Source organism: Petrimonas sulfuriphila, assembly GCA_038561985.1.
In the GTDB taxonomy this organism is placed as follows: domain Bacteria; phylum Bacteroidota; class Bacteroidia; order Bacteroidales; family Dysgonomonadaceae; genus Petrimonas; species Petrimonas sulfuriphila.
The window spans coordinates 3,068,813-3,090,818 of record CP073276.1 but is presented as its reverse complement, the minus strand read 5'-3'; the positions used below and the strand labels follow the sequence as shown (position 1 = coordinate 3,090,818).

Genomic DNA, 22,006 nt, shown 5'->3' with positions numbered 1-22,006 from the left:
AGATAATTTTTATGCTTAAATACACAGACTATGATATTGTTTTTCAAGAGATTCCCGACGAGGTGACGTTAGCCGTCAACCTGTCGGGTTGCCCGCACCGCTGCAAAGGGTGCCACAGTCCCCACCTGCAGCAAGACATAGGGGAAGAACTGAACGAAGGAGCCCTTTCGAGACTGCTGCAGCTCTATGAGCATTCAATCACCTGCATTTGTTTTATGGGGGGCGATGCTCATGCCGAAGAGGTATGCCGGCTGGCAAACCATATCCGGATAAATTGGGGAAAATGGCTCAAAACAGCATGGTATTCGGGAAACAGTAACCTGCATCCTATGGCCACCGGCTGTTTTGATTTTGTAAAAACAGGGCCCTATATAGAAGCATTGGGAGGATTAAACAAAAAAACTACCAATCAGCGCTTATATATGTTTACCAACTGCAGTTTTAAAGATATTACGGTGAAAATGCAGAAATAAAAAAACTCTCTACTTTTTATTTATTATTTTGAAAAGGCATTCCAAGTGATTGGCGTGCCTTTTAGTTAACTCTGCTCATAAAAAACAGCCTACAATCACTTGCCGGCTGCGTAGAGCGGTGAGTAGAGCCGCTTAAAATAGAGAGAATGAAAAATATTATTCGGAAAACAACTTCACTTCTACCTCATCGTTGACATTTTCATTAGCGTAAAAGTTTCCGTTGTTTATATTTTCATTAGTATTGAGTGTTAGAAAATAATTCAAGTCGTTTATAGAGTTATCCATCAGCCTTCCCTTTACGACTCCCTTTCCCGTAAGAAAAGTGTTTTCCCAAATGCTTGAGACGGCCTGTTTGGTCTTTTTAATCGTCTTGCTGCGTACAACAAGTTTCTCTATAATCCCCGACAAGATTCCAGCAGATGCTTTACACAAGTCACGCACAAAACTGTCAATGGCTAATAACAACTCCTCTTTATGCCGGTGCGCATTCTCTATATTGTTTTCGTTTCCTCCGTAATGCGCAACAAGCATTTCCACAGCCGAGGGAGACAAGTTGGACAATACCATATCCGTAAACTTCTCCGCATCGGGAATGCGGATTATCCCCTTAAGCCATCGGGGTAAATATACAGGCAAGGATGAATGATATTCACTGATAAGAGCCGATATCATCTCATTAAAGCCTACATCAACCATCTTTTTCGCATAAGCCTGGAAATTCATACCCGAAGGAATAGGAAAATCTATACTATCCGTTAATTTTGTTTGTATGTCCAGATGGTTATTCGAAAGATCAATCACCCGGTAAGGACACGGATAAGTCACAACGGAGCCTGTCTCAATATCGTAAAGATAATTGCTTTTTTCATCTTCGATTCGGGCAATATCCGATGCATGAAAGTGTCCGGTAAACACAACATTCAGGCCGGCTTCCATGAATGATTGCTGAACCCATTCGAAATTATCGACGAGGTAAGGGCTAGCAAAAAAAGACTGATGGTCGAAATGTTCCACTACTCCGTGATGCATCATGGCAATCACTTGTTTTCCCAATAACTTAGCAAGCCGGACTTCATTTTTTATCCAGTTCATGGTTTCCGGTTTTACGGTACCGTGAGTGACACACGAATCTTTTTTCGCACCCCGGGAGATAAAAGTGTTGTCGCGATATTTACAGGCATCGATACAAATTATCCTTAACCCCTCGACAGGTTCATTTACGTAACTCAACGAATGTTCATCCAGACTGAGAGCGCTGTCATAGCCGTAATCCGAGTAAATATCTTTAAATTCAGCAGGTGTAACCGATCTAACCTTACGGGTTTCGCCTCCGTGAAAGATTACGGCGTCGGGGTTGTCGATATCGTGATTTCCGGGAACCACCAATACCTTCACTCCTTTTTCCCTGAGCGGAGACAAGAGTTCCACCACTCCACGGTGACTAACCAATTCTCCGTCTTTGGTCAGGTCGCCGGGAATAAGGACTACGTTTACATCCTCGCACAACAGATTCTCAACCGATTTCCGCAACAAGGCGTCGCTTTCGAGAAGAAGTTTTCTGTCGCGCCGTAAATAATCTTCCAGCGCTTTGCCTTTCTCAACAATCAGTGCCGGATACGTGTAATGCAGATCGGATATCACACCAATTCGGGCATGTTGTGCCTCAACGGAAAAAAACGAAGTGATAACCCAAAAAAAGAAAACGGATGAAACGGTTCTTTTCATTTTGTAGAAATTGTAAATTTCGTACAGCAAAACTACGCAATGAATGTTACGATCCGCTTACTTTTTCATTAAGATATAATGAAGATTTAGCTACAGAAATGTTAAGGGTAGATCTGATAACGTCGTCATACCTGGCAGACTACACGCCATGATGTAGTTTTAAACAGTTTTCCCTTTTTTGCGATTTTAGCCGTATAAAATAATATATCTTGCGCTATTTACAATAATTACTGCGTGAATTATATAAAATAATTTAAAAAACCAATGTTAATTTGTATTATGTTTGTTCATGAATTTATCCGTAACGTTAAAAGGGACGATTGAAAAACTTATATAACTGAACACATTAGATTTATAGCATGAAACATAAACCTAAATACTGTTTATTCTATGATAATCATACGATGAAGGCTATTCCCGATGTGGGAGAAAACTTCAATGTAGAGGTGTTTACTGACAGGATCAAAGCTTGTGGAGTTGATTATCTCGTGTTTCATGCTCGTTGTAATCAAGGGCTTGCATATTACAATACCCGAATTGGGACAAGACACCCTTCCTTAAAATACGATCTTTTCGGCAAATTGTCAGAAGCTTGTCAACGAAAAGGGATTGCATTGGGAGCATACTTTAATGCGGGTATTAGTAGTGAGGAAGGATTGCAGCATCGGGAGTGGACAACCTTGTATTTCGATGGCAGGTCGTTGCGTGAGCCACGTTTTACGCCGCATGTCCGTACCATGTGTTACAACTCGGGATATAGGGATCATCTGATTGAAATGGTAAAAGAGGTACTTTACCAATATCCCGTTGGGGGGCTGATGATTGATTGCTTAATCAATTATCCCTGTGTATGTCCTGTCTGTGTACAAGAGATGAAGAAAAGAAATATGGATTGGTCGGATTTAAGCGCGGTCACTCGTTTTGCGGAAATTTCAGCAGTACGTTTAGCAAAAGATATTGCGGAGGAAGCGATGAAAATAAACCCCGATTTACTTATTTCCAATAATTATCCGAGTTACGAAGAGTTATTGGGAATAAATACCTATTTCGATGTGGTGTCTTTACCGGCATCAGATAGCGGATACGAGTTTATGCCTGTGATGGCCCACTATTTAAGGACGCTGGGCGACTATCCGGTTTTGAATATGACGGGCCGGTTTTACGATTGGGGGGATTTTGGAGGATTACGTCCCGGGGAAGCCATCAAGTCGGAGTTGCTTTACGGGTTGGCCAACGGGATGCGTCCCAATATCGGAGGCCATTTTCACCCCAGGGGGGATCTCGAGAATGCCGTCCTTGACAGGGTGGAAAGAATATACAGGGAACTCCAGACCATGGAACTCTGGTTCGACAACGCCAAGAACATAACTGAAATAGCCATCGTCTATCCAAAGAAAATTGCAAACATACGGGGCGACAGACAACTCAAAAGCGCGGTGCGCATGTTGAGCGAATTGAAGCAGCAGTTCGATGTGGTGACGCTGGCATCGGACTGGAGCAAGTACAAGGTGCTGATCTTTCCCGACGACATTCTCTTTGACGAGGAAACGGCAAGACGCGTGAAGAAACACGTCAATGAAGGAAAGGCGGTCATTTCAACGGGGTTCTCCGGCCTTGATCCGGAGAAGAGACATTTTGTGCTCGAACAGGAATGGGGCATCAAATTTTTAGGAGAAAATCCGTTTGATCCGGCTTATTTTACCGTAGGGGAAAATTGTAATGAAGGGTTGCCGGACATGCCGCTCTCTTTATACTCCAACGGCATTGAAGTGGAAGCGTCCGGTAAAACAAGAACGGAGGCACGTCTTGTAAAACCATATCATAACCGGGATTGGGATGGGGAATATGCTTTCTATTATAATCCGCCAGACAGGGTGACGGAGAAGCCGGCGCTTACAATTAACGGGCAGGTGGCCCATTTCAGCCACCGTATATTCTCCGGGTATTACGATAAGGCATCCGTGGAGTTAAGAACAGTCTTTTCCAACGTGCTCGACCGGTTTCTTGCCAAACCGTTAGTAAAGACAAAAAATTTACCGTCATTCTCCCGGGTTTTTGTCACGGAACAACCCAAAAGAAGAATGGTGCATTTGCTTTCTTATCTGCCCGAGATGAGGGGAAATACGCAAATGATCGAAGAACCCATTGAACTTGACAACATAACCCTATCCCTTCGCCACGATGATAGAAATTTCAAGAACATCTACCTGGCACCCGAAAAGGTGAGGCTGTCTTATACCCTTGAAGGTGATTATGTCCATATCAACGTACCTAAAAGCAAAGGATACTCTCTGCTGGTTATCGAAGAATAAACAAATAACAAACATATGCAGTTATGAAAAAAATTATTATTCCATTATTTGTATTGATTAACATCATTTTAATGTCATGTGTGCAAAAAAATGAAAGTGGCAACCTCGAAAATGACGTTGTAATCGAAAATGAACAATTTAAATTAGTTATCGGTAATAATGCCGCTGCTAAGAGTTTGAAACTGAAGTCTACCGGCGAGGAGTGTTTGATGCAGGGAGAAAATATGGCAATTATCTCAGTGACTCAGGAAAGGCCGTACCACAATGAAATAAAATTGGGTCACCCCAATAAGAAAACGACATACCAGGCCGATACTATTTATCGGGAGGGAGACAAACTCATTGTTGGATTTGAATTAATTCCGTACAAAGCGGTTATTCAAGTCAAGGAAACACCTGATTATATAGGTTTCAGCCTTTACGATTTTATTACGGACGGCGTTTATCCCTCGTACCTTAAAATAACTCCTCCTCCCGCTACTGAAGTATGTATTTTACAATTACCCATCCGTAACCGGGAGAATTTTGGAGAATGGCTAAATGTCAGTTGGGATAATAAGGCTGCTATTAATGTGTTAGCCACAGATGAATACGCCTATATCGATTTTGAGAAACGAAACGGGTATAAAATATTGAAGGCAAGTGCCATTAAGGATATAAAATTTAAAGGCACCGGGGCTGCATTAATTGTTTCTGAATCCGATAAATTGCTGGATAATATTGCTCAGATAGAGAATGACTTTAATCTGCCCAAAGGCGTAGAAAGCCGTAGAAATGATTTTATCAATGCTTCATACTATTGGACGGCAAACATAAATCCAACGAATGTCGATCAACACATCAAATACGCCAAGATGGGTGGTTTCAGGTTGATGAATATCTATTACCCCAGTTTTGAAGGAGGAGGAGGATACGGTATCATTGGAAGTTATGAAATTGACAAGACGTTATATCCCAATGGAAAAGAAGATCTTCAGAAAATGTTGGATAAGATTAAAGCGGAAGGTATCATTCCGGGTGTTCATTTTCTTCATTCACATATCGGCAGAAAGAGCCAGTACGTAACTCCCGTTCCCGATTACCGGCTAAATCTCGTAAAAACATTTAATCTGTCGGAAAACCTGGGAAGGGACGATACGACTGTGTATGTAGAACAAAACCCCGAAGGATCCGTCATGGCGGAGGGATGCCGGGTTTTGAAGGTAGGAACGGAACTTATTTCATATGAGAATTTTACTACTGTACCACCTTATAAATTTACGGGATGCAAAAGGGCGATCGATAACACTACGGTGAACAGCCTTCCCAAGGGATACTCCATTGGTATACTGGATGTCAGTGAATTCGGCGCTACCAGTGTTTATATAAACCAGAAAACCAGCTTACAAGATGAAATTGCTGAAAAAATTGCGGCAATTTATGATGCCGGATTTCAATTTTTCTATTTTGACGGTTCAGAGGGGGTGGATCCTCCATTCGGTATCAACGTTGCTTTAGCGCAGTACAGGGTATTTAAACGGTTAAAACCCCAGCCTTTATTTGCAGAAGGGGCTGCTAAAACACATTTTAGCTGGCATATGTTGAGTGGAGGAAATGCTTTTGATGTTTTCAGGCCGGAAGTATTGAAGGAAGAAACAAAAAAATGGCCAGCAGAAGAAGCTCCCCGGATGAGACAGGATTTTACACGAATCAACTTCGGGTGGTTGGGTTATTGGGTTCCAAGTGAGACAACCGTAGGAACACAACCGGATATGTTGGAATACGTTACCAGTGTGGCAGCGGCCTGGGATTGCCCGATTTCCATTCATTCTAATCTTGAAGCATTTGAAGCTCATCCAAGAACTCCGGACAACCTGGAAGTAGTGCGAAGATGGGAGGAGGTCAGAGCGAAGCATTGGCTCACTGAAGAGCAGAAAAATGAGCTGAAAAATACGGAACAAGAGCATCATCTATTACTGAATGAACAAAATCAATTTGAGTTGGTGCCTTATGAGCAAATCTCCGGTGTAGCAGGAGGCAGCAAAGAAATCAGGGCTTTCATATTCCAGAGAAAGGGAGAGTATTACGTTGTTTATTGGCACATATCCGGAAATAAGAAACTGGAATTACCAATAGACAATAATAATGTAAAACTATACGAGAACCTGGGACAGGAAATTAACTTAATCCCCAGTCAAGAAAACCAGACAATAATCCCGGCCGACAGCCGTAGATACCTGAAAGTGAATGGAGTAACAAAAGAACAATTAATAGATTGTTTTGTCAAGGCTAAAATTCTCAATTAAAAAACCTGTCGTAAAGTTAGATTTCTAGAGTGGTTTAAACAAAAAGAATTAACCCCTCAACAAATACATCTTTAGTAATTATTCAATTTCTTAAATAAGAATAATAAAACAAACGTCAAACATGAGATTTTCTATTGTCTTACTTATCATAGCCAGTGTTGCATTAAACATAGATGCAAGAACAAATGATAACAGGGATATCGTCATTGAAAACGATCAAATGAGATTTGTTATCGGGGAAGATGGAATTGCCAAAAGTCTACTGTATAAACCAACCAATGAAGAATGTCTTTCGCAGCAATTAAACATGCCTGTTTTCTCTGTCACTCAGGAAAGGCCATTCCACAATGAAATAAAACTGGCTTATCCAACAAACAAAATATCATTCAATGCTAAATCCGTTAAAAAAGAAGGGAACGAACTGATTGTTGATTTTGAACTGATTTTCTATAAGGCACGTATAAAATTAGATATAACACCCAATTATATAAACTTCACGGTAAAGGATTTTTTTATAGAAGGCAATGATTATGGCATTGGTGTAAATAAAGGGATTTTACCTCCCGTTTATGAAATGAATTTTATTCAATTGCCTGTGCGCGACCGAGAACACTTCGGAGAATGGCTCAATGTAAGCTGGGACAATAAAATAGCCATTAACGTACTCGCAACAAATATTCATGCGCGGATCAATTCAGAAAAGCGTGAAGGGTATCGCATAATGAAGGCGGCAGTTGAAAGGGACATTCAGCTATTAGAGGTTGGAGCCGCTTTGATAGTCTGCAAAACAGGCGATTTACTAAACAATATCGCCCGGGTGGAGGAGGATTTTAATTTGCCAAAGGGCGTTGAAAGTCGCAGACACAAACTATACAATGCATCTTATTATGCCGCTTCGGATATCACTCCCGACAACGTAGATGAACATATAAAATATGCAAAAATGGGAGGATTTCGCAGTATGAAAATTCCATATAGCGCTATTGTAGAAAGTGGCCCATCATGGAGTAAAAAGGGAGATTATGACTGGAGAAAATCAATTTACCCAAATGAAAGGGAGGATTTGGAAAATTTACTTAAAAAAATCAAGGGTAAAGGCATCTCACCCGGTTTACATTTTTTACATTCACATATAGGAAGAGACAGTAGGTATGTTACGCCTATATCCGATCATCGATTGAATTTGCTTAAATATTTTACGCTGGCAAAACCACTGGGAACTAGCGACACAGAAATATTTGTGGAACAAAATCCAGTCAGTACTACATTAGCAGATGGTATGCGCGTGCTAAAAATAGGAACCGAATTGGTTTCCTACGAGAGCTATACGACATCGTGGCCGTATAAGTTTATCGGTTGTACAAGAGGAGTTGACAAAACAACCATAAATTCATTACCGGTTGGTACCATTTTTGGATTGCTTGATGTAAGTGAGTTCGGCACCCAAAGAAGTGTTTATATTGATCAGAGAACCAGCTTACAAGATGAAATTGCGGAAAAACTGGAAAACATATATAACGCCGGATTTGAGTTTTGCTACTTCGACGGTTCAGAAGGAGTTAACCCTCCATTTTGGTTTAATGTCCCTTATGCGCAGTGGAGAGTTTATAAGAGATTTGATCCTACACCCATTTATGCAGAAGGAGCGGCAAAGTCACATTTTAGCTGGCACATGCTAAGTGGAGGAAATGCGTTTGATGTTTTCAGGCCGGATGTTCTGAAGGAAGAAATAAAAAGATGGCCAGCTCAACAAGCAAGGCGGATGAAAGCCGATTTTTCAAGGGTTAATTTCGGGTGGCTGGGCTATTTTGTTCCTAATGAAAAATCAATTGGGACACAGCCTGATATGATTGAATTTGTAACTAGCGTAGCTGCTGCTTGGGATTGTCCTGTTTCATTAAACTCAAATTTGGAGGGATTTAAAAAACATGCCCGAACAGCCGATAACCTGGAAGTTTATAGGAGATGGGAAGAGGTAAGAAGTATTGATTGGCTCACCGAAGGACAAAAAACAATGCTTCAGGATATGGAACAAGAGCATCATCTATTACTGAATGAACAAAATCAATTTGAATTGGTGCCTTATGAACAAATCTCTGGCGTAGCAGGAGGCAGCAAAGAAATCAGGGCTTTCATATTCCAGAGAAAGGGAGATTATTACGTTGTTTATTGGCACATATCCGGAAATAAAAAACTTCAACTACAGTTAAAACCATCCGATATTACTTTATACAAGAGATTGGACGAGGAAGAGCCTGTTAATGACTCGAACGGTAATATTCTTATTCCCCTAAATGACAGACGGTATATCCGAACGAATAAACTTACCAAAGAAGAAATACTAGCCGTGTTATCTAATGCTAAAATCATTGATTGAAAAAATGAAGAAAATCATTCCTTTTGTTATTTACCTTGTCCTACCCTTTCTGGTTTATCCGCAGGGCAAAATTCATACGCCTAAGTATTGTCTGTTTTACGATAATCATACTATGCCTGCTATCCCGGATGTAGGAGAAAATTTTGATGTAGAGGCATTTACTGATAGGATCAAAGCCTGTGGAGTAGATTACCTGACATTCCACGCCCGCTGTAATTTGGGAATGGCTTATTACGATACAAAGATTGGCATAAAACACCCTTCTCTAAAATATGATCTTTTCGGGCAGCTTGCAGATGCATGCAATCGGAAAGGGATTGCTCTTACGGCATATCTGAATGGGGGAATAAGTAGTGCTGAGGGATTAAAACACAGAGAGTGGACGACTCTGTATTTTGACGGCCGCGAATATCGTGAGCCACGTTTTACGCCTTACGTACGAACCATGTGCTACAATACCGCTTACAGAGATCATTTAATTGCCATGGTAGAAGAGATCGCACGAAATTATCCGGTGTCCGGCTTCTTTATTGATTGCCTTCAGAATTTCCCTTGCGTCTGCCCTGTTTGCGTAAAGGAAATGAAAGAAAAGGGAATTGATTGGAACAATCTGGACGAAGTAACAAAATTTTCGGAATTCTCCGCGCTGAGATTAGCTGAAGATATTTACAAAGCGGCAACGAAAATAAATCCTAATTTATTAATATACCACAACAATCCCGGTTACGAGGAACAGAGTAAATTCAGTACTTACTTTGAAGTAGAATGCCTTCCTGCCGGCGCATGGGGATATGAATACTTACCGGTTTTATCTCACTATTTAAGGACGCTGGGCGACTATCCGGTTTTGAATATGACGGGCCGGTTTTACGATTGGGGGGATTTTGGAGGATTACGTCCCGGGGAAGCCATCAAGTCGGAGTTGCTTTACGGGTTGGCCAACGGGATGCGTCCCAATATCGGAGGCCATTTTCACCCCAGGGGGGATCTCGAGAATGCCGTCCTTGACAGGGTGGAAAGAATATACAGGGAACTCCAGACCATGGAACCCTGGTTCGACAACGCCAAGAACATAACTGAAATAGCCATCGTCTATCCAAAGAAAATTGCAAACATACGGGGCGACAGACAACTCAAAAGCGCGGTGCGCATGTTGAGCGAATTGAAGCAGCAGTTCGATGTGGTGACGCTGGCATCGGACTGGAGCAAGTACAAGGTGCTGATCTTTCCCGACGACATTCTCTTTGACGAGGAAACGGCAAGACGCGTGAAGAAACACGTCAATGAAGGAAAGGCGGTCATTTCAACGGGGTTCTCCGGCCTTGATCCGGAGAAGAGACATTTTGTGCTCGAACAGGAATGGGGCATCAAATTTTTAGGAGAAAATCCGTTTGATCCGGCTTATTTTACCGTAGGGGAAAATTGTAATGAAGGGTTGCCGGACATGCCGCTCTCTTTATACTCCAACGGCATTGAAGTGGAAGCGTCCGGTAAAACAAGAACGGAGGCACGTCTTGTAAAACCATATCATAACCGGGATTGGGATGGGGAATATGCTTTCTATTATAATCCGCCAGACAAGGTGACGGAGAAGCCGGCGCTTACAATTAACGGGCAGGTGGCCCATTTCAGCCACCGTATATTCTCCGGGTATTACGATAAGGCATCCGTGGAGTTAAGAACAGTCTTTTCCAACGTGCTCGACCGGTTTCTTGCCAAACCGTTAGTAAAGACAAAAAATTTACCGTCATTCTCCCGGGTTTTTGTCACGGAACAACCCAAAAGAAGAATGGTGCATTTGCTTTCTTATCTGCCCGAGATGAGGGGAAATACGCAAATGATCGAAGAACCCATTGAACTTGACAACATAACCCTATCCCTTCGCCACGATGATAGAAATTTCAAGAACATCTACCTGGCACCCGAAAAGGTGAAGCTGTCTTATACCCTTGAAGGTGATTATGTCCATATCAACGTACCTAAAAGCAAAGGATACTCTCTGCTGGTTATCGAAGAATAAACAAATATTTTTATAATAAACATGCACTTCTGGTAATAAACAGATCTCTCTTTAAAGGTATTCGAATACGTATATGTAAATACAATCAAAAAAATGAGAAAAAATTTTACCCGTAGAAATTTTTTAATTACAAGCACTACCGGCCTCGTCGGAATGACTGTTTCACCCACTATGGGCTTTGCTGAAAAGAGTGATATTTCCACAGAAAACACCATAAAAAACAGAAACGTAACCCCTTTCCTTTCAGAGGTTGAACGCCTTGCTGTGGAAGAACCGTATGACTACCACAAACATCTTTCAACGGCTCCTGTGCATGTATGGAGAAGGGACAAGAGCACCTCAGCGGAAAAGGATGAGATGACCATTCTCAATCACGGGTGGAAACTGGTTTACTTGAAACAGGCAGGTATTGTCACCTTAACCGCCGTTCAAGATTTTCAGGATTATATGGTTATTTCACACGGTGTGGCAATAGAATTCGAAGAAAGGGTCACCTTGAATGACTGGAAGAAATTAAGTCAATGTATTGTTGCAGGAACGAGAGAGCAGCTTCCCGGATGCGGGTTAACCCTTAAAAACCCCAAAGATTACGAAATACAGGTAACTCCTCGTCGTATTGTTGTGTGTGGTTATGACGAACAAGGAACAATGTTCGGCCTTTATAACCTGGAAGCAAGAATGAATCTTCGTGAAGCTCCTTTTTTACCCAACAACTTAAAAACAGTTCGCCACAGTTTATACCATACGCGCATGGTTCTATCGTGGATGGGATGGATGGAATGGCCTGATGCACTTTTGTCCCATCTTGTTCATGACGGCTTTGACGGTATTTTTGCCGGTGTATATACCAACCCGAATGGAGACCGGACAACAGCCGATAATTCTACCGATTTTTATGCACGCCTGATGTACGGAGTGCGTAAACAAGATCCTGCAAAAATAAGAGATCTGATTAAACGAGCTTCCAAATACGGCTTGAAAGTTTACACGCAGATCATTTTCCAATACTTGGGAACCGAAGAAAGCGAAGCGGAATTGCGTAGACTGGTACGCGATATTGTCCGGGAATTTCCTGAAATCAACGGATACATCCTCTTAACGGAGGGATTCTGGTACAAAAAATGGGGGGGAGGCCACGGTGCAAGTAAGGAGTACCTTCAGGATTGGGCTAAAAACTGGTCGTATGCTGTGGGAATAGTCGAAGAAGAGTGTCATAAAATGAACCCGGCCATAGAAATACTTCCATGGGAATACAATATCGATTTTCGTCCCCAAAATACGGAAATAAAGCGCTATTTCATTCAACAACTCCCTGAGAACACCACCCCCATGCTCACCTGGGAAAATGGAAAAAGTTTTGAAGTAGACGGCATGCAGGGATATTTGCGTGATTATTCCTTAAATCAAATTGGCCCGGCCGAAGTGACGGAAGCACAAATAGAGGAAGCCAAAAATCGTAACATGAGGGTCTTCTCTAAAGTAGACACCTTTGCCAGTTGGCAATACGGAACAATACCTTATCTGCCCTGTCCTTATCAATGGCATGACCGTTATAAGGCGTTGGAAAGACTAGGTGTGAACGGAACGTTGGAGAGCTGGAGCAGCGGTTACAAACCCAATTTTTTAAGTAAGCTTCGTGCATGGACTTGTTGGACAGATTATCCTTCTTTTGAGACACTTTTGAATCAAACGGCTACGGTAATTTTTGGAAAAAATCAGCAGGAACAGGTATTAAAAGCATGGGAACATTTTAGCAGGGCTATCCGTCTTGTTCCCGACACCGGGCCTAATATGGGCACTAACAATGCTATTGGAAATCCTATATTTTTCCAGGTACCCCCAGTAAGAACAGCAACTTTTACCTATTCATGGTCAGATCCGGCAAAGAATGATCCAGATCTCAACCCTTACTGGCCGTTTACCGTTTCCCGTATGGTATTCTTCCCCGATTTTTCGAATCAGGTAAATAGGGCAGAACAATATGCCAGAAATGCAACAGGTATTGTCGCTACAAATGAAACAAAGATTCTGCCCCTTTTCCTTAATTATCTAAAAAAAGCCATTGATGAAATGGAAAGGGGATTGACTTTATACAGGTCTGCCGCAATTAACAGTCCTGAGGCTAAACGCAGAGAAGCGGTAAGAGAAGTAATTGTGGCTGAACAACTACAACGAATGATGCAAAGCGACTACGCTATCCTTGAATTTGAAGATCTCCGGATGAAGCTAGTAAAAGAAAAAGAAAAAGAAGCTATTCAGGAGATCCTTGATAGAATGGAAAATATTGTAAAAGACGAGATCGAACGGACTGAACTCTCCTTATTGGCCACAACTAGAGATTCCCGTATGGGTTTTCAGTTTGAGCAAGATTATGTCTATACCCCATACTCATTAAAAGAGAAACTTTTGGTTTTGAAAGACACCTTATTGTACCAGTTGCCTAAAGTCAGAAAAGAAAACATTCGATAAACTTTATAACAAAATTATTAATGAAAAAAAAACTGTATTATGAACACAACAACAATCCCAACAAGTGAATTTAAAGAAAGAATCAGGAAGTTTCAGGCAAACATCAAAAAAGAAGGCTTAGACGCCTGTTTAGTACATGCCACAGAATCAGACATGGCATTCGTCAGGTATTTGAGTGAGTACTGGCCCGTGTTTGAAACAGCTGCGGTATTTGTACCGGCACAGGGAGAAGCAATATTGTTAGTTGGCCCCGAAAGTGATTTATACGCGTCTCAGAGAAGTTTTTTCAAAAATATTGAAAAGTTGATAGAATACCGCGAATCAGCTGAGCCGGACGCGCCTGGGATGTCTTTTATTACATACAAAGATTTGTTGGAGAAATACGATTTGCAACACATTCGTAAATTAGGCATCGTGGGATGGGCTATTACTCCCCTACCCGTATATACCTCCCTAAAAGAGCAGCTTCCTAACGTAGAAATCGTAAAAGCAGACATGACCCTTTGGCCCCTTCGGTTCGTAAAAAGTGAAAATGAACTCGCATGCATGAGGAAGGCGTACCAGATATCGGAACTTGCTGTGGAAGCTATATTGAACGAGATAAAACCGGGTATGACGGAACTCCAGGTCATTGGAATTGCCCAACGTGAGATATATAAACACGGGGGAGAATATGAAGGACACTCCCTTTACTGCTTTTGCGGAGAGTCTACCAACAATGCTATCTCAAGACCAGGACACAATACAATCGTAGAAAATGAAGTAATACAACTTAATATAGGCGCAAGAGTCAGTGGCTATTCATCCAGCGTGGGTTTGCCGTTCTCCATCGGGCCGTTGCCCGAGCGAAAAAGACGTTTAATAGAATTTGGGTTAGAAGCTCACAAAAAAACCATAGGTATGATTGCTGCAGGAAAGCCTGCCGGACAAGTTGTCAATGACTACGAGAATTGGGTAAAGAATCAAGGTTTTGGCCAATATCTTCTTTACGGCCCGTGTCATGCTATCGGCATGATGGAAGTAGAGCGCCCCTGGATGGAATCGACTTCCGAATATCTATTGCAGAAAAATATGACTTTTCAAATCGATACTTTTTTCTACGATAAAGATTTTGGCTTAAGGTGGGAAAACGGAGTCATTGTTAAAGATGGCGGTGTAGAAATGATGTCCTCTAAATTTATGAAATACATTGAACTTTAAACAATAAAAAATATGCGTTACGAATATATGTTTCCGGATCAAATCCGAAAGTCTATTGATGAGAATACTCCGGTAGTTATGGCGTTAGGTGTTATAGAATATCATGCCGAACATCTTTGCACAGGTGTAGATACATTAGTTGTACAAGGTGCGTTGGAAATGTTGGAGAAAGAAATGGAGGTGATTATTTTACCGCCTTTTTGGTTCGGCGCAGGATCTTATGCCGTATCCGGGCCTGAACGCAAGGGAGGCATGCACATTGATTCAGGCGTACTCAACACCTTTGCACGGCAATTATTTTACAACCTGTTGAGAATCGGTTTCCGCAATATTAATCTGTTTTATCACCACCAAAGTGAAAACTTCGCAAGCGGTATGCCAAACGATTTGGCGTTCAGATTGGCAGCCAAGCAGGAGATTTTTGCTTTTCTCGACCGGGAAAAAGGGGATGGCTGGTGGGGAGAAGACAAGGCCTCTGCCAATTACTACGCAGAACATGATGCGGGAACGGACCCGTTCAGTTGGATTCGGGTAGAACCCTTTATGAGTGCCGAGGCACAGGCACAGTGGCCGATTGATCATGCCGGTGAACAAGAGACCTCACTTATGATGGCTTTTGCTCCCGAAGGAGTCGACATGAAGCGTTTCGACGACAAATATTGGTATGCACAACACGCACCCAAGGCTAACATGGAATATGCGAATAAGGCAAAGGCCTTTATCTTGACAGATTTAAAGAAAAGATTAAGCAAATAAAAATGACCGGAATTGAGTTAACTGAACTGCTGAACAAGTCTTATCGACGTTGGCACCTTACCGGTAATATGGAAAATGGCGTGATAGCCGCATTAGATCTGGAAGGACGGTTGTTCACGATTGTAAACGGACAAGTTTTAAACAGGGTTCAGCCCTCGGCCATTGAAAAACGTTCCAATAAAAATGCATATCAAAACCCTGGGGGCGACGCGCTTTGGCCCGCCCCCGAAGGGACAACGTTAGGTTATGAATATCCAACAGGAAACTGGCGGGTTCCACCATCTGTTACTGGAGCAGTGTGGGAAGTTATTTTATCAGAAGAGGACAAAACGGTCTTAAGGGCTGAAATTGATTTGATAAATAACCAACAAACAGGCCTTCCGTGTGAATTTGAAAGACACGTAAAGATTGAAACAGATCAGCATGTTTTCAGACAAAACGTTACCGAACTTATTCGATACGTGGGAAAAAAGACGATCAACAACGGAGAATTTATGTTAGCGCCCTGGTCGTTGTGCCAGTTCGATTCTGGTGAAAGAGGCAGAGTCGTAATACCTGTTTCTGATGAAGAAAATGTTTGGGACTTGTACAACTCCAGTAAACAGCAGCGTTTTATTGAAGATGGCCGACTGATTGTCAACACAGAAACGGATCAAAGGTTTCAGTTGGGGTTAAGTGAAAAAGTAGATTGGATAGAATACCTTCCCGGTGAAAAGTTCAGGGTAAAGCGCAGCGTGTTGAACGTTGCATCGAAACATCAATATATTGATATTGCGGATATTTCTCCCGATAAAACTCCTTCAGCCAAAGGGGTCAAATTGAGTGTTTATTGCGACCCCTCCGGATTCATGGAGATAGAAGGTTGCGGTAGATGTCCCGATACACTAACACCCGGTATAGAAATGAGTGTCGATATTTTAACAGAATACATAGTTACAGATTATTAATGATTTAGATTCCGTATGTACAGCGATAAACATACAAAAGCTCAATTAATAACATATTAAGAATGAAAGTAGATAAAAAAAACATCATTGTACCGTTACTCCTGGTGGGTTCGATGAATGCTATATTGGGTTTTGCACTGGGAGTTAATGCTTTTTTTATTCCTTTTGTAAAACAGGCATTTCATGTTACCACAGCAATGTCATACTTGATCATGCTGGCTACATTTTCGGCTTACCTGGTCTTTGGTGGCGTAGCAGGCAATATTTTAAAAAAAGCAGGTTATAAAGGCGGAATGGTCATTGCACTTATACTGATGGCTGTAGGTTTTCTCATTATTGTGCCTTCAGCTAAAACGGTAAACTTTTCCTTGTTTTTATTGGCCCTCTTCATCAATGGTTTGGGACAAGCACTGCTGACAGGTGCTTACAGCACCTATGTCTCCATTATAGGATCACCTGAAAGTGCAGCATCAAGAATTTCATTCATGGGGATTTGTGCGAAAATATTTTATGCTGCCGCATCTTTTATTTTGGCTGTTTTTATGGATTTGAGCAATGTAAGGATAACCGACATTATTACTCCGTTTTATATCATTGCAGCCGTAATGTCTGTAATGGGAATTATCTATTATTTTTCTCCTCTGCCTGAAGTAAAAGCTATAGGAGAAGAAACAGAAACAGGAGAAATACAGAACTCTTATTCTTCTACAAAAACAAGTGTATGGCAGTTTCCACATTTGCTTTTAGGAGTTGTGGCCATATTTTTTACGGTGGGAGTGGAATATCTGGCTTTAGGAACAATAAATGATTATGCCAATATATTGGGATTGTCTTCCCCACATAACTATGTGTGGTTTGTTTCGTTTGCCATGATAGTAGGATATTTGGTAGGGATGATTTTTATCCCAAAATATATAAGTCAGACGCAGGCATTGCTTGCATCTACCATATTAGGAATTATTGTGAGCATAACCATTCTTATATTGCCTTCTACTATTTCTATCTACTTAATACCTTTATTGGGGCTCGCGAACGCTTTGTTGTGGCCTGCTATATGGCCCTTAGCTATTGCCGACTTAGGAAAGTTCACCAAATCGGGTTCTGCGTTATTGGTAACCGGGATTGTGGGTGCGGGCATTATTCCGTTGATCTTTGGGTATTTTGCACAACACTTTTCTTATCAAATGGCTTATGCCATAGGATTACCGGCTTACCTATTTATTATGTATTATGCACTGTGGGGAAGTAAAATACGGACAAAACAAGCCTGATTATATGGATTGAATTACTTGTCTTGACGAAAATTTGTAAAATTGCTTACTAGGAGGAAAGTAATCACATAAATCTTTTACGGTATTCTACCGGGGTACAGCCTTTTATTTTTCTAAACAACCTGAAAACGTTCGAATAATCATTAAATCCGGATTTAAAAATTATGTCGGATATGGATAAATTTGTCGTGGTTAACAAAAAAGTAAAATGTTCTATTCTTAAATTAAGAATAAACTGGTAGAGCGAAATTCCCATTTCATTTTTGAACTTACTTTCTATACTCCTGCGGGAAAGAGGCACTAAAGAAGTTAATTTATCTATTTTTATTGCCGAATCAAAATTCTTTTGAAGGTATTTCACAATTTCCAGGATATATTTATCTTTAACATTATAGTTCTCTGTAGATTTTCGCAATTCAATTCCTAAAGGGTTAATACAAATACTGAACGGCTTTGGATTATTCTCCTGTAACGTCTCATGAATCTTTCTGCCCAGTTCATATCCTCCCTTTTCGGCGTCCAGTATAATGGAAGAGATTGGAGGATCGGATAAATTACAAATTAATCTATCGTTGTCTACTCCTAAAAGAGCAATTTCTTTAGGGATGTTTATATTGTTTAATTTACAAATTTCCGATATCTGTATGGCAAAACTATCGTCGCATGCGAAAATTGCAACCGGCTTCGGCAGAGAAATCAGCCAATCTTCCAATTGGGTGTGCGTGTGCTCCCATTGCTTATCATTCAAATCTTCACTCTCGAAGTAATAATAATTTCCTTTAATTTTTTCAATTTCACGCCTATAACCCTCGGCTCTTTCTCTTGACCAGATAAATCCTTTATTTCCGTAGAAAGCAAAATTATTATAACGCCTTTGAATAAAAAACTTCGCAGCCATCGCCCCCATCCCAGTGTAATCGCCTGTAATATTTGAAAAACATTTGCCTTCCTCTTTGTAGTTTTGTAAAAAAACCGGTATCTGTAACTTCTGAAGCGATTCCAAACTCATGTAATTCCATTGGGCTATAATAATATTGGCCTCCCACTTTTGAGCCCACGCTATTACGCCTTCTTCTCCATGGATGTTTTTATAGTAAACAGGAAGGCGATAAAAACTCCATTGTCCCATTTCCTGAGCATATTGGATTAACCCATCCAGGAAACGGCGGCTGAACTCAGTTGAGTAATCTATTAGGACCAATACTTTAATCACGTTTTTTAAATAGGGTTAATAAAAAATTTCACGTTGTTTTTAAGGATAAAATTAAACCTTCTTTTTCTTTTTTCCGAGATCGTTAGTTATACTTTCCTACATAGATCTTATGCAAATGTAAATAAATCTCGGCTCTTTCACAAAAATGATTCGTTGCAGAGCCATGAAGGATGAAAACAAAAGAAAAAAACCGCCTCATTCCTGAGACGGTTTATAATCTGTAGTCTGTATAAAATCATCTCACTTCCCAACCCAGTGCGCTGGCGCCAAGTACCGCTGCATCACTTTCCTTGAGTTCAGAGAAGATCAATTTCACTTTGTTTTTGAAAATGGGCAACAGGTTTCTTTCCATTGATTCGCGGATTGGGTTCATAATGAGATCACCGGCTTTCGCCAATCCTCCAAAAAGGATAATGGCTTCAGGGCTTGAGAACGCTACAAAATCAGCAAATGCTTCACCTAACATTTCACCGGTAAAACGGAATATTTCTTTGGCCATTTCATCGCCTGCCATAGCCGCATCAAAGACATCTTTGGAAGTGATGTCATCAATGGGGATGTTACGCAACTGAGTTTTTGCGTCGTGTTGAAGCTCCAGGTATTCACGTGCAGTACGGGCTACTCCCGTTGCTGAGGTATATGCCTCCAAGCATCCCGATCTTCCGCAACCACACACTCTTCCGTTAGTGCGCCGCATGATTACATGTCCAAGTTCACCTGCAAAGCCATCGTGGCCGTACACCATTTGTCCGTTCACCACAATCCCACTTCCTACACCGGTTCCGAGAGTGATTACAATAAAGTCTTTCATTCCGCGGGCTGCCCCGTATGTCATTTCACCGATGGCTGCCGCATTGGCATCGTTGGTAAGCGCCACGGGAATACCTACTCTGTCTTCCAGCATTTGTGCAAACGGAATAACTCCTTTCCAACGAAGGTTGGGAGCAAATTCGATACTTCCGGTGAAATAGTTGCCGTTGGGTGTTCCGGCTCCAATTCCTTTGATTTGATCTTTGGTGGCAATATCCTTGATCACATCTTCAATCACTTGGCTCAATTCATTCAAGTAGTCTTCCACTTCAGCATGCTTAGCCGTTTTCAGACTTCCGCTACGTAAAATCTGTCCCCTCTTATCAACGATACCCACAACCGTATTTGTACCGCCGACATCTATACCTATTACATAAGGTTTATCCATGAGTTTCTGTTTAAATGTTATTCAATGAGATTAATTGTACTCGCAAATATACGATTAATTTGTCATCCTTACTTGAAATCGTTAAAAAAAATACAAGCGACCCGCTTTTTTTAAATTAAACTCAAATAATGGGTAATGATTTTATAATTTGACATATCTTTGCAGATCGTTTTGCCAAAACGACAGTTTTTCACATTAGATTTTGACCGATTAGAGGAATTCAGACTTTTATCTTTACAAAACAAAATAAACAATTATTATGCAGGAAATTAAATTTTATAACGGAGAGAATATCCCGTTGGAATTGCACAAAGTGCGTGTTGTGCAGAAACTACATTTAGTACCTATTGAACGTCGACTGGAAGCATTGGAAGAAGGCGGATTTAACACTTTCAGACTAAACACGAAAGATGTATTTCTGGACATGCTTACCGACAGCGGAACCAATGCTATGAGCGACAATCAGATGGCTGCGATGATGCAGGCAGATGATGCATATGCCGGATCACAAAGTTTTTACCGGTTAAAGAAAGCTGTAGAAGACGTTCTGGGGAAAAAACATTACCTGCCGGTTCATCAAGGCCGTGCAGCCGAAAATATTTTATCAAAAGCATACATCAAGCAAGGGAGCCTGATTCCGATGAACTATCACTTCACCACTACTTTGGCCCATATAACCGAGTGTGGTGGCCGTATCGTGGAACTGCTTTACGATGAAGGGTATGTGATGAATTCTGATCATCCGTTTAAAGGCAACATGAACATCGAAAAACTGGAAGAGAACATTATCCGGCACGGTTCAAAAAACGTTCCGTTTATCCGCATGGAAGCTTCCACCAACCTGATTGGTGGGCAACCATTTTCGATTCAAAACCTACGCGATGTGAGGGCTATTGCAGATAAATACAATATCCGTTTAGTGCTGGATGCCAGCTTATTGGGTGAAAATGCTTACCTGGTAAAATTGCGGGAAGAAGAGTTTAATGAAACGTCTATGGCGGATATTCTAAAAACAATGACCGAGCTGGCAGATATTGTCTATTTTTCGGCACGGAAGCTAAGTTCTTCGCGCGGTGGAGGTATCTGCACCAACAGCGAAGTGATTTACAAGGAGCTCGAGGCACTTGTTCCCCTTTATGAAGGATTTTTGACTTACGGTGGCATATCGGTACGTGAAATTGAATCAATGGCAGTCGGATTATACGAAACGTTGGATGAAACCATGATTTGTCAAAGTCCCGACTTTATCCGTTACCTGGTGGATGAACTGGATAAAAACGGAGTACCCATGCTGAAGCCTGCCGGCGTACTCGGTGCACACGTGAATGCTATGGAACTCTGTTCCCATATTCCTCAAACGCAGTATCCTGCCGGATCGCTTGCTGCAGCCTTGTTTCTGATATCCGGAATCCGGGGAATGGAACGCGGCTCGGTTTCCAACCAACGCGACGAGTACGGAAACGAAACATACGCCGACATGGAGTTAGTCCGACTTGCCGTTCCACGTCGTGTATTCACGTTATCACAGATAAAATACGTTATCGACCGGGTTACCTGGCTGAATGACAACCGTGAACTTATCGGTGGATTAAAATTCGTTTACGAACCGCCTGTTCTTCGTTTCTTTATGGGAGGGCTGGAGCCTGTTAACGATTGGCCACAAAGGCTTATTTCCAAATTCAAGGAAGATTTTGGAGAAAGCTTGTGAAGAATTTGAGAAAAAAGAGGCCGTCATGAGACGGCCTCTTAATATTTGTCAG

Annotated in this window: 14 protein-coding genes; 11 read left to right on the top strand and 3 right to left on the bottom strand. The window is 41.4% G+C overall.

Annotated elements, in window-relative coordinates:
* The first annotated feature begins 11 nt into the window (after positions 1 to 11).
* Positions 12 to 473: a 4Fe-4S cluster-binding domain-containing protein gene (locus KCV26_13110; protein ID WZX36232.1), complete on the top strand. Its 462-nt coding sequence runs from the start codon at positions 12 to 14 to the stop codon at positions 471 to 473.
* A gap of 156 nt (positions 474 to 629) precedes the next feature.
* Here the strand turns inward: KCV26_13110 and KCV26_13105 are convergent, their stop codons facing one another.
* Entirely contained in the window at positions 630 to 2,198 is a 1,569-nt protein-coding gene (locus KCV26_13105) for a metallophosphoesterase (protein ID WZX36231.1), read from the bottom strand.
* Positions 2,199 to 2,557: 359 nt separating this feature from the next.
* On the opposite strand from KCV26_13105, the gene KCV26_13100 reads away from it, so the two are divergent.
* The 9 genes from KCV26_13100 to KCV26_13060 all read left to right on the top strand — a co-directional run bounded on the left by KCV26_13100 (position 2,558) and on the right by KCV26_13060 (position 17,835).
* Positions 2,558 to 4,510: a beta-galactosidase trimerization domain-containing protein gene (locus tag KCV26_13100; GenBank protein WZX36230.1), complete on the top strand. Its 1,953-nt coding sequence runs from the start codon at positions 2,558 to 2,560 to the stop codon at positions 4,508 to 4,510.
* 23 nt (positions 4,511 to 4,533) lie between these two features.
* Entirely contained in the window at positions 4,534 to 6,795 is a 2,262-nt protein-coding gene (locus tag KCV26_13095; GenBank protein ID WZX36229.1) for a hypothetical protein, read from the top strand.
* Positions 6,796 to 6,916: 121 nt separating this feature from the next.
* On the top strand, positions 6,917 to 9,172 hold the full coding sequence (locus KCV26_13090; GenBank protein WZX36228.1) for a hypothetical protein: 2,256 nt from the start codon (positions 6,917 to 6,919) through the stop codon (positions 9,170 to 9,172).
* A 4-nt stretch (positions 9,173 to 9,176) separates the two neighbouring features.
* Positions 9,177 to 11,192, top strand: a complete 2,016-nt coding sequence (locus KCV26_13085) for a beta-galactosidase trimerization domain-containing protein (GenBank protein ID WZX36227.1) — start codon at positions 9,177 to 9,179, stop codon at positions 11,190 to 11,192.
* Between the two features lie 93 nt (positions 11,193 to 11,285).
* Positions 11,286 to 13,661 carry a hypothetical protein gene (locus tag KCV26_13080; protein WZX36226.1) on the top strand — a complete coding sequence of 792 codons (2,376 nt, stop codon included), beginning with the start codon at positions 11,286 to 11,288 and terminating at the stop codon, positions 13,659 to 13,661.
* A gap of 39 nt (positions 13,662 to 13,700) precedes the next feature.
* On the top strand, positions 13,701 to 14,861 hold the full coding sequence (locus tag KCV26_13075; protein WZX36225.1) for an aminopeptidase P family protein: 1,161 nt from the start codon (positions 13,701 to 13,703) through the stop codon (positions 14,859 to 14,861).
* A 12-nt stretch (positions 14,862 to 14,873) separates the two neighbouring features.
* The gene (locus KCV26_13070) at positions 14,874 to 15,617 is read left to right on the top strand and encodes a creatininase family protein (protein WZX36224.1); all 744 of its coding nucleotides are present in this window, start codon (positions 14,874 to 14,876) and stop codon (positions 15,615 to 15,617) included.
* Between the two features lie 2 nt (positions 15,618 to 15,619).
* Positions 15,620 to 16,564, top strand: a complete 945-nt coding sequence (locus KCV26_13065) for a hypothetical protein (GenBank protein ID WZX36223.1) — start codon at positions 15,620 to 15,622, stop codon at positions 16,562 to 16,564.
* A 62-nt stretch (positions 16,565 to 16,626) separates the two neighbouring features.
* Complete coding sequence (locus KCV26_13060; GenBank protein WZX36222.1) at positions 16,627 to 17,835, top strand: MFS transporter; 1,209 nt, start codon at positions 16,627 to 16,629, stop codon at positions 17,833 to 17,835.
* 64 nt (positions 17,836 to 17,899) lie between these two features.
* On the opposite strand, the gene KCV26_13055 is transcribed toward KCV26_13060, so the two are convergent.
* Together KCV26_13055 and KCV26_13050 are read right to left on the bottom strand one after the other, a co-directional pair.
* Positions 17,900 to 19,048 carry a DNA-binding transcriptional regulator gene (locus KCV26_13055; protein WZX36221.1) on the bottom strand — a complete coding sequence of 383 codons (1,149 nt, stop codon included), beginning with the start codon at positions 19,046 to 19,048 and terminating at the stop codon, positions 17,900 to 17,902.
* Between the two features lie 235 nt (positions 19,049 to 19,283).
* The gene (locus KCV26_13050; GenBank protein WZX36220.1) at positions 19,284 to 20,246 is read right to left on the bottom strand and encodes an ROK family protein; all 963 of its coding nucleotides are present in this window, start codon (positions 20,244 to 20,246) and stop codon (positions 19,284 to 19,286) included.
* Between the two features lie 259 nt (positions 20,247 to 20,505).
* Between KCV26_13050 and KCV26_13045 the strand changes: the two genes are divergently transcribed.
* Entirely contained in the window at positions 20,506 to 21,954 is a 1,449-nt protein-coding gene (locus tag KCV26_13045; GenBank protein ID WZX36219.1) for a tryptophanase, read from the top strand.
* Positions 21,955 to 22,006: the final 52 nt, after the last annotated feature.

Excerpts from the sequence above, each read along its gene's own strand:
- KCV26_13110 (WZX36232.1), top strand. The coding sequence starts at position 12 with ATGCTTAAATACACAGACTATGATATTGTTTTTCAAGAGATTCCCGAC.
- KCV26_13095 (WZX36229.1), top strand. The coding sequence starts at position 4,534 with ATGAAAAAAATTATTATTCCATTATTTGTATTGATTAACATCATTTTA.
- KCV26_13065 (WZX36223.1), top strand. The coding sequence starts at position 15,620 with ATGACCGGAATTGAGTTAACTGAACTGCTGAACAAGTCTTATCGACGT.
- KCV26_13085 (WZX36227.1), top strand. The coding sequence starts at position 9,177 with ATGAAGAAAATCATTCCTTTTGTTATTTACCTTGTCCTACCCTTTCTG.
- KCV26_13050 (WZX36220.1), bottom strand. The coding sequence starts at position 20,246 with ATGGATAAACCTTATGTAATAGGTATAGATGTCGGCGGTACAAATACG.
- KCV26_13060 (WZX36222.1), top strand. The coding sequence starts at position 16,627 with ATGAAAGTAGATAAAAAAAACATCATTGTACCGTTACTCCTGGTGGGT.
- KCV26_13090 (WZX36228.1), top strand. The coding sequence starts at position 6,917 with ATGAGATTTTCTATTGTCTTACTTATCATAGCCAGTGTTGCATTAAAC.
- KCV26_13045 (WZX36219.1), top strand. The coding sequence starts at position 20,506 with ATGCAGGAAATTAAATTTTATAACGGAGAGAATATCCCGTTGGAATTG.
- KCV26_13080 (WZX36226.1), top strand. The coding sequence starts at position 11,286 with ATGAGAAAAAATTTTACCCGTAGAAATTTTTTAATTACAAGCACTACC.
- KCV26_13100 (WZX36230.1), top strand. The coding sequence starts at position 2,558 with ATGAAACATAAACCTAAATACTGTTTATTCTATGATAATCATACGATG.
- KCV26_13105 (WZX36231.1), bottom strand. The coding sequence starts at position 2,198 with ATGAAAAGAACCGTTTCATCCGTTTTCTTTTTTTGGGTTATCACTTCG.
- KCV26_13070 (WZX36224.1), top strand. The coding sequence starts at position 14,874 with ATGCGTTACGAATATATGTTTCCGGATCAAATCCGAAAGTCTATTGAT.
- KCV26_13075 (WZX36225.1), top strand. The coding sequence starts at position 13,701 with ATGAACACAACAACAATCCCAACAAGTGAATTTAAAGAAAGAATCAGG.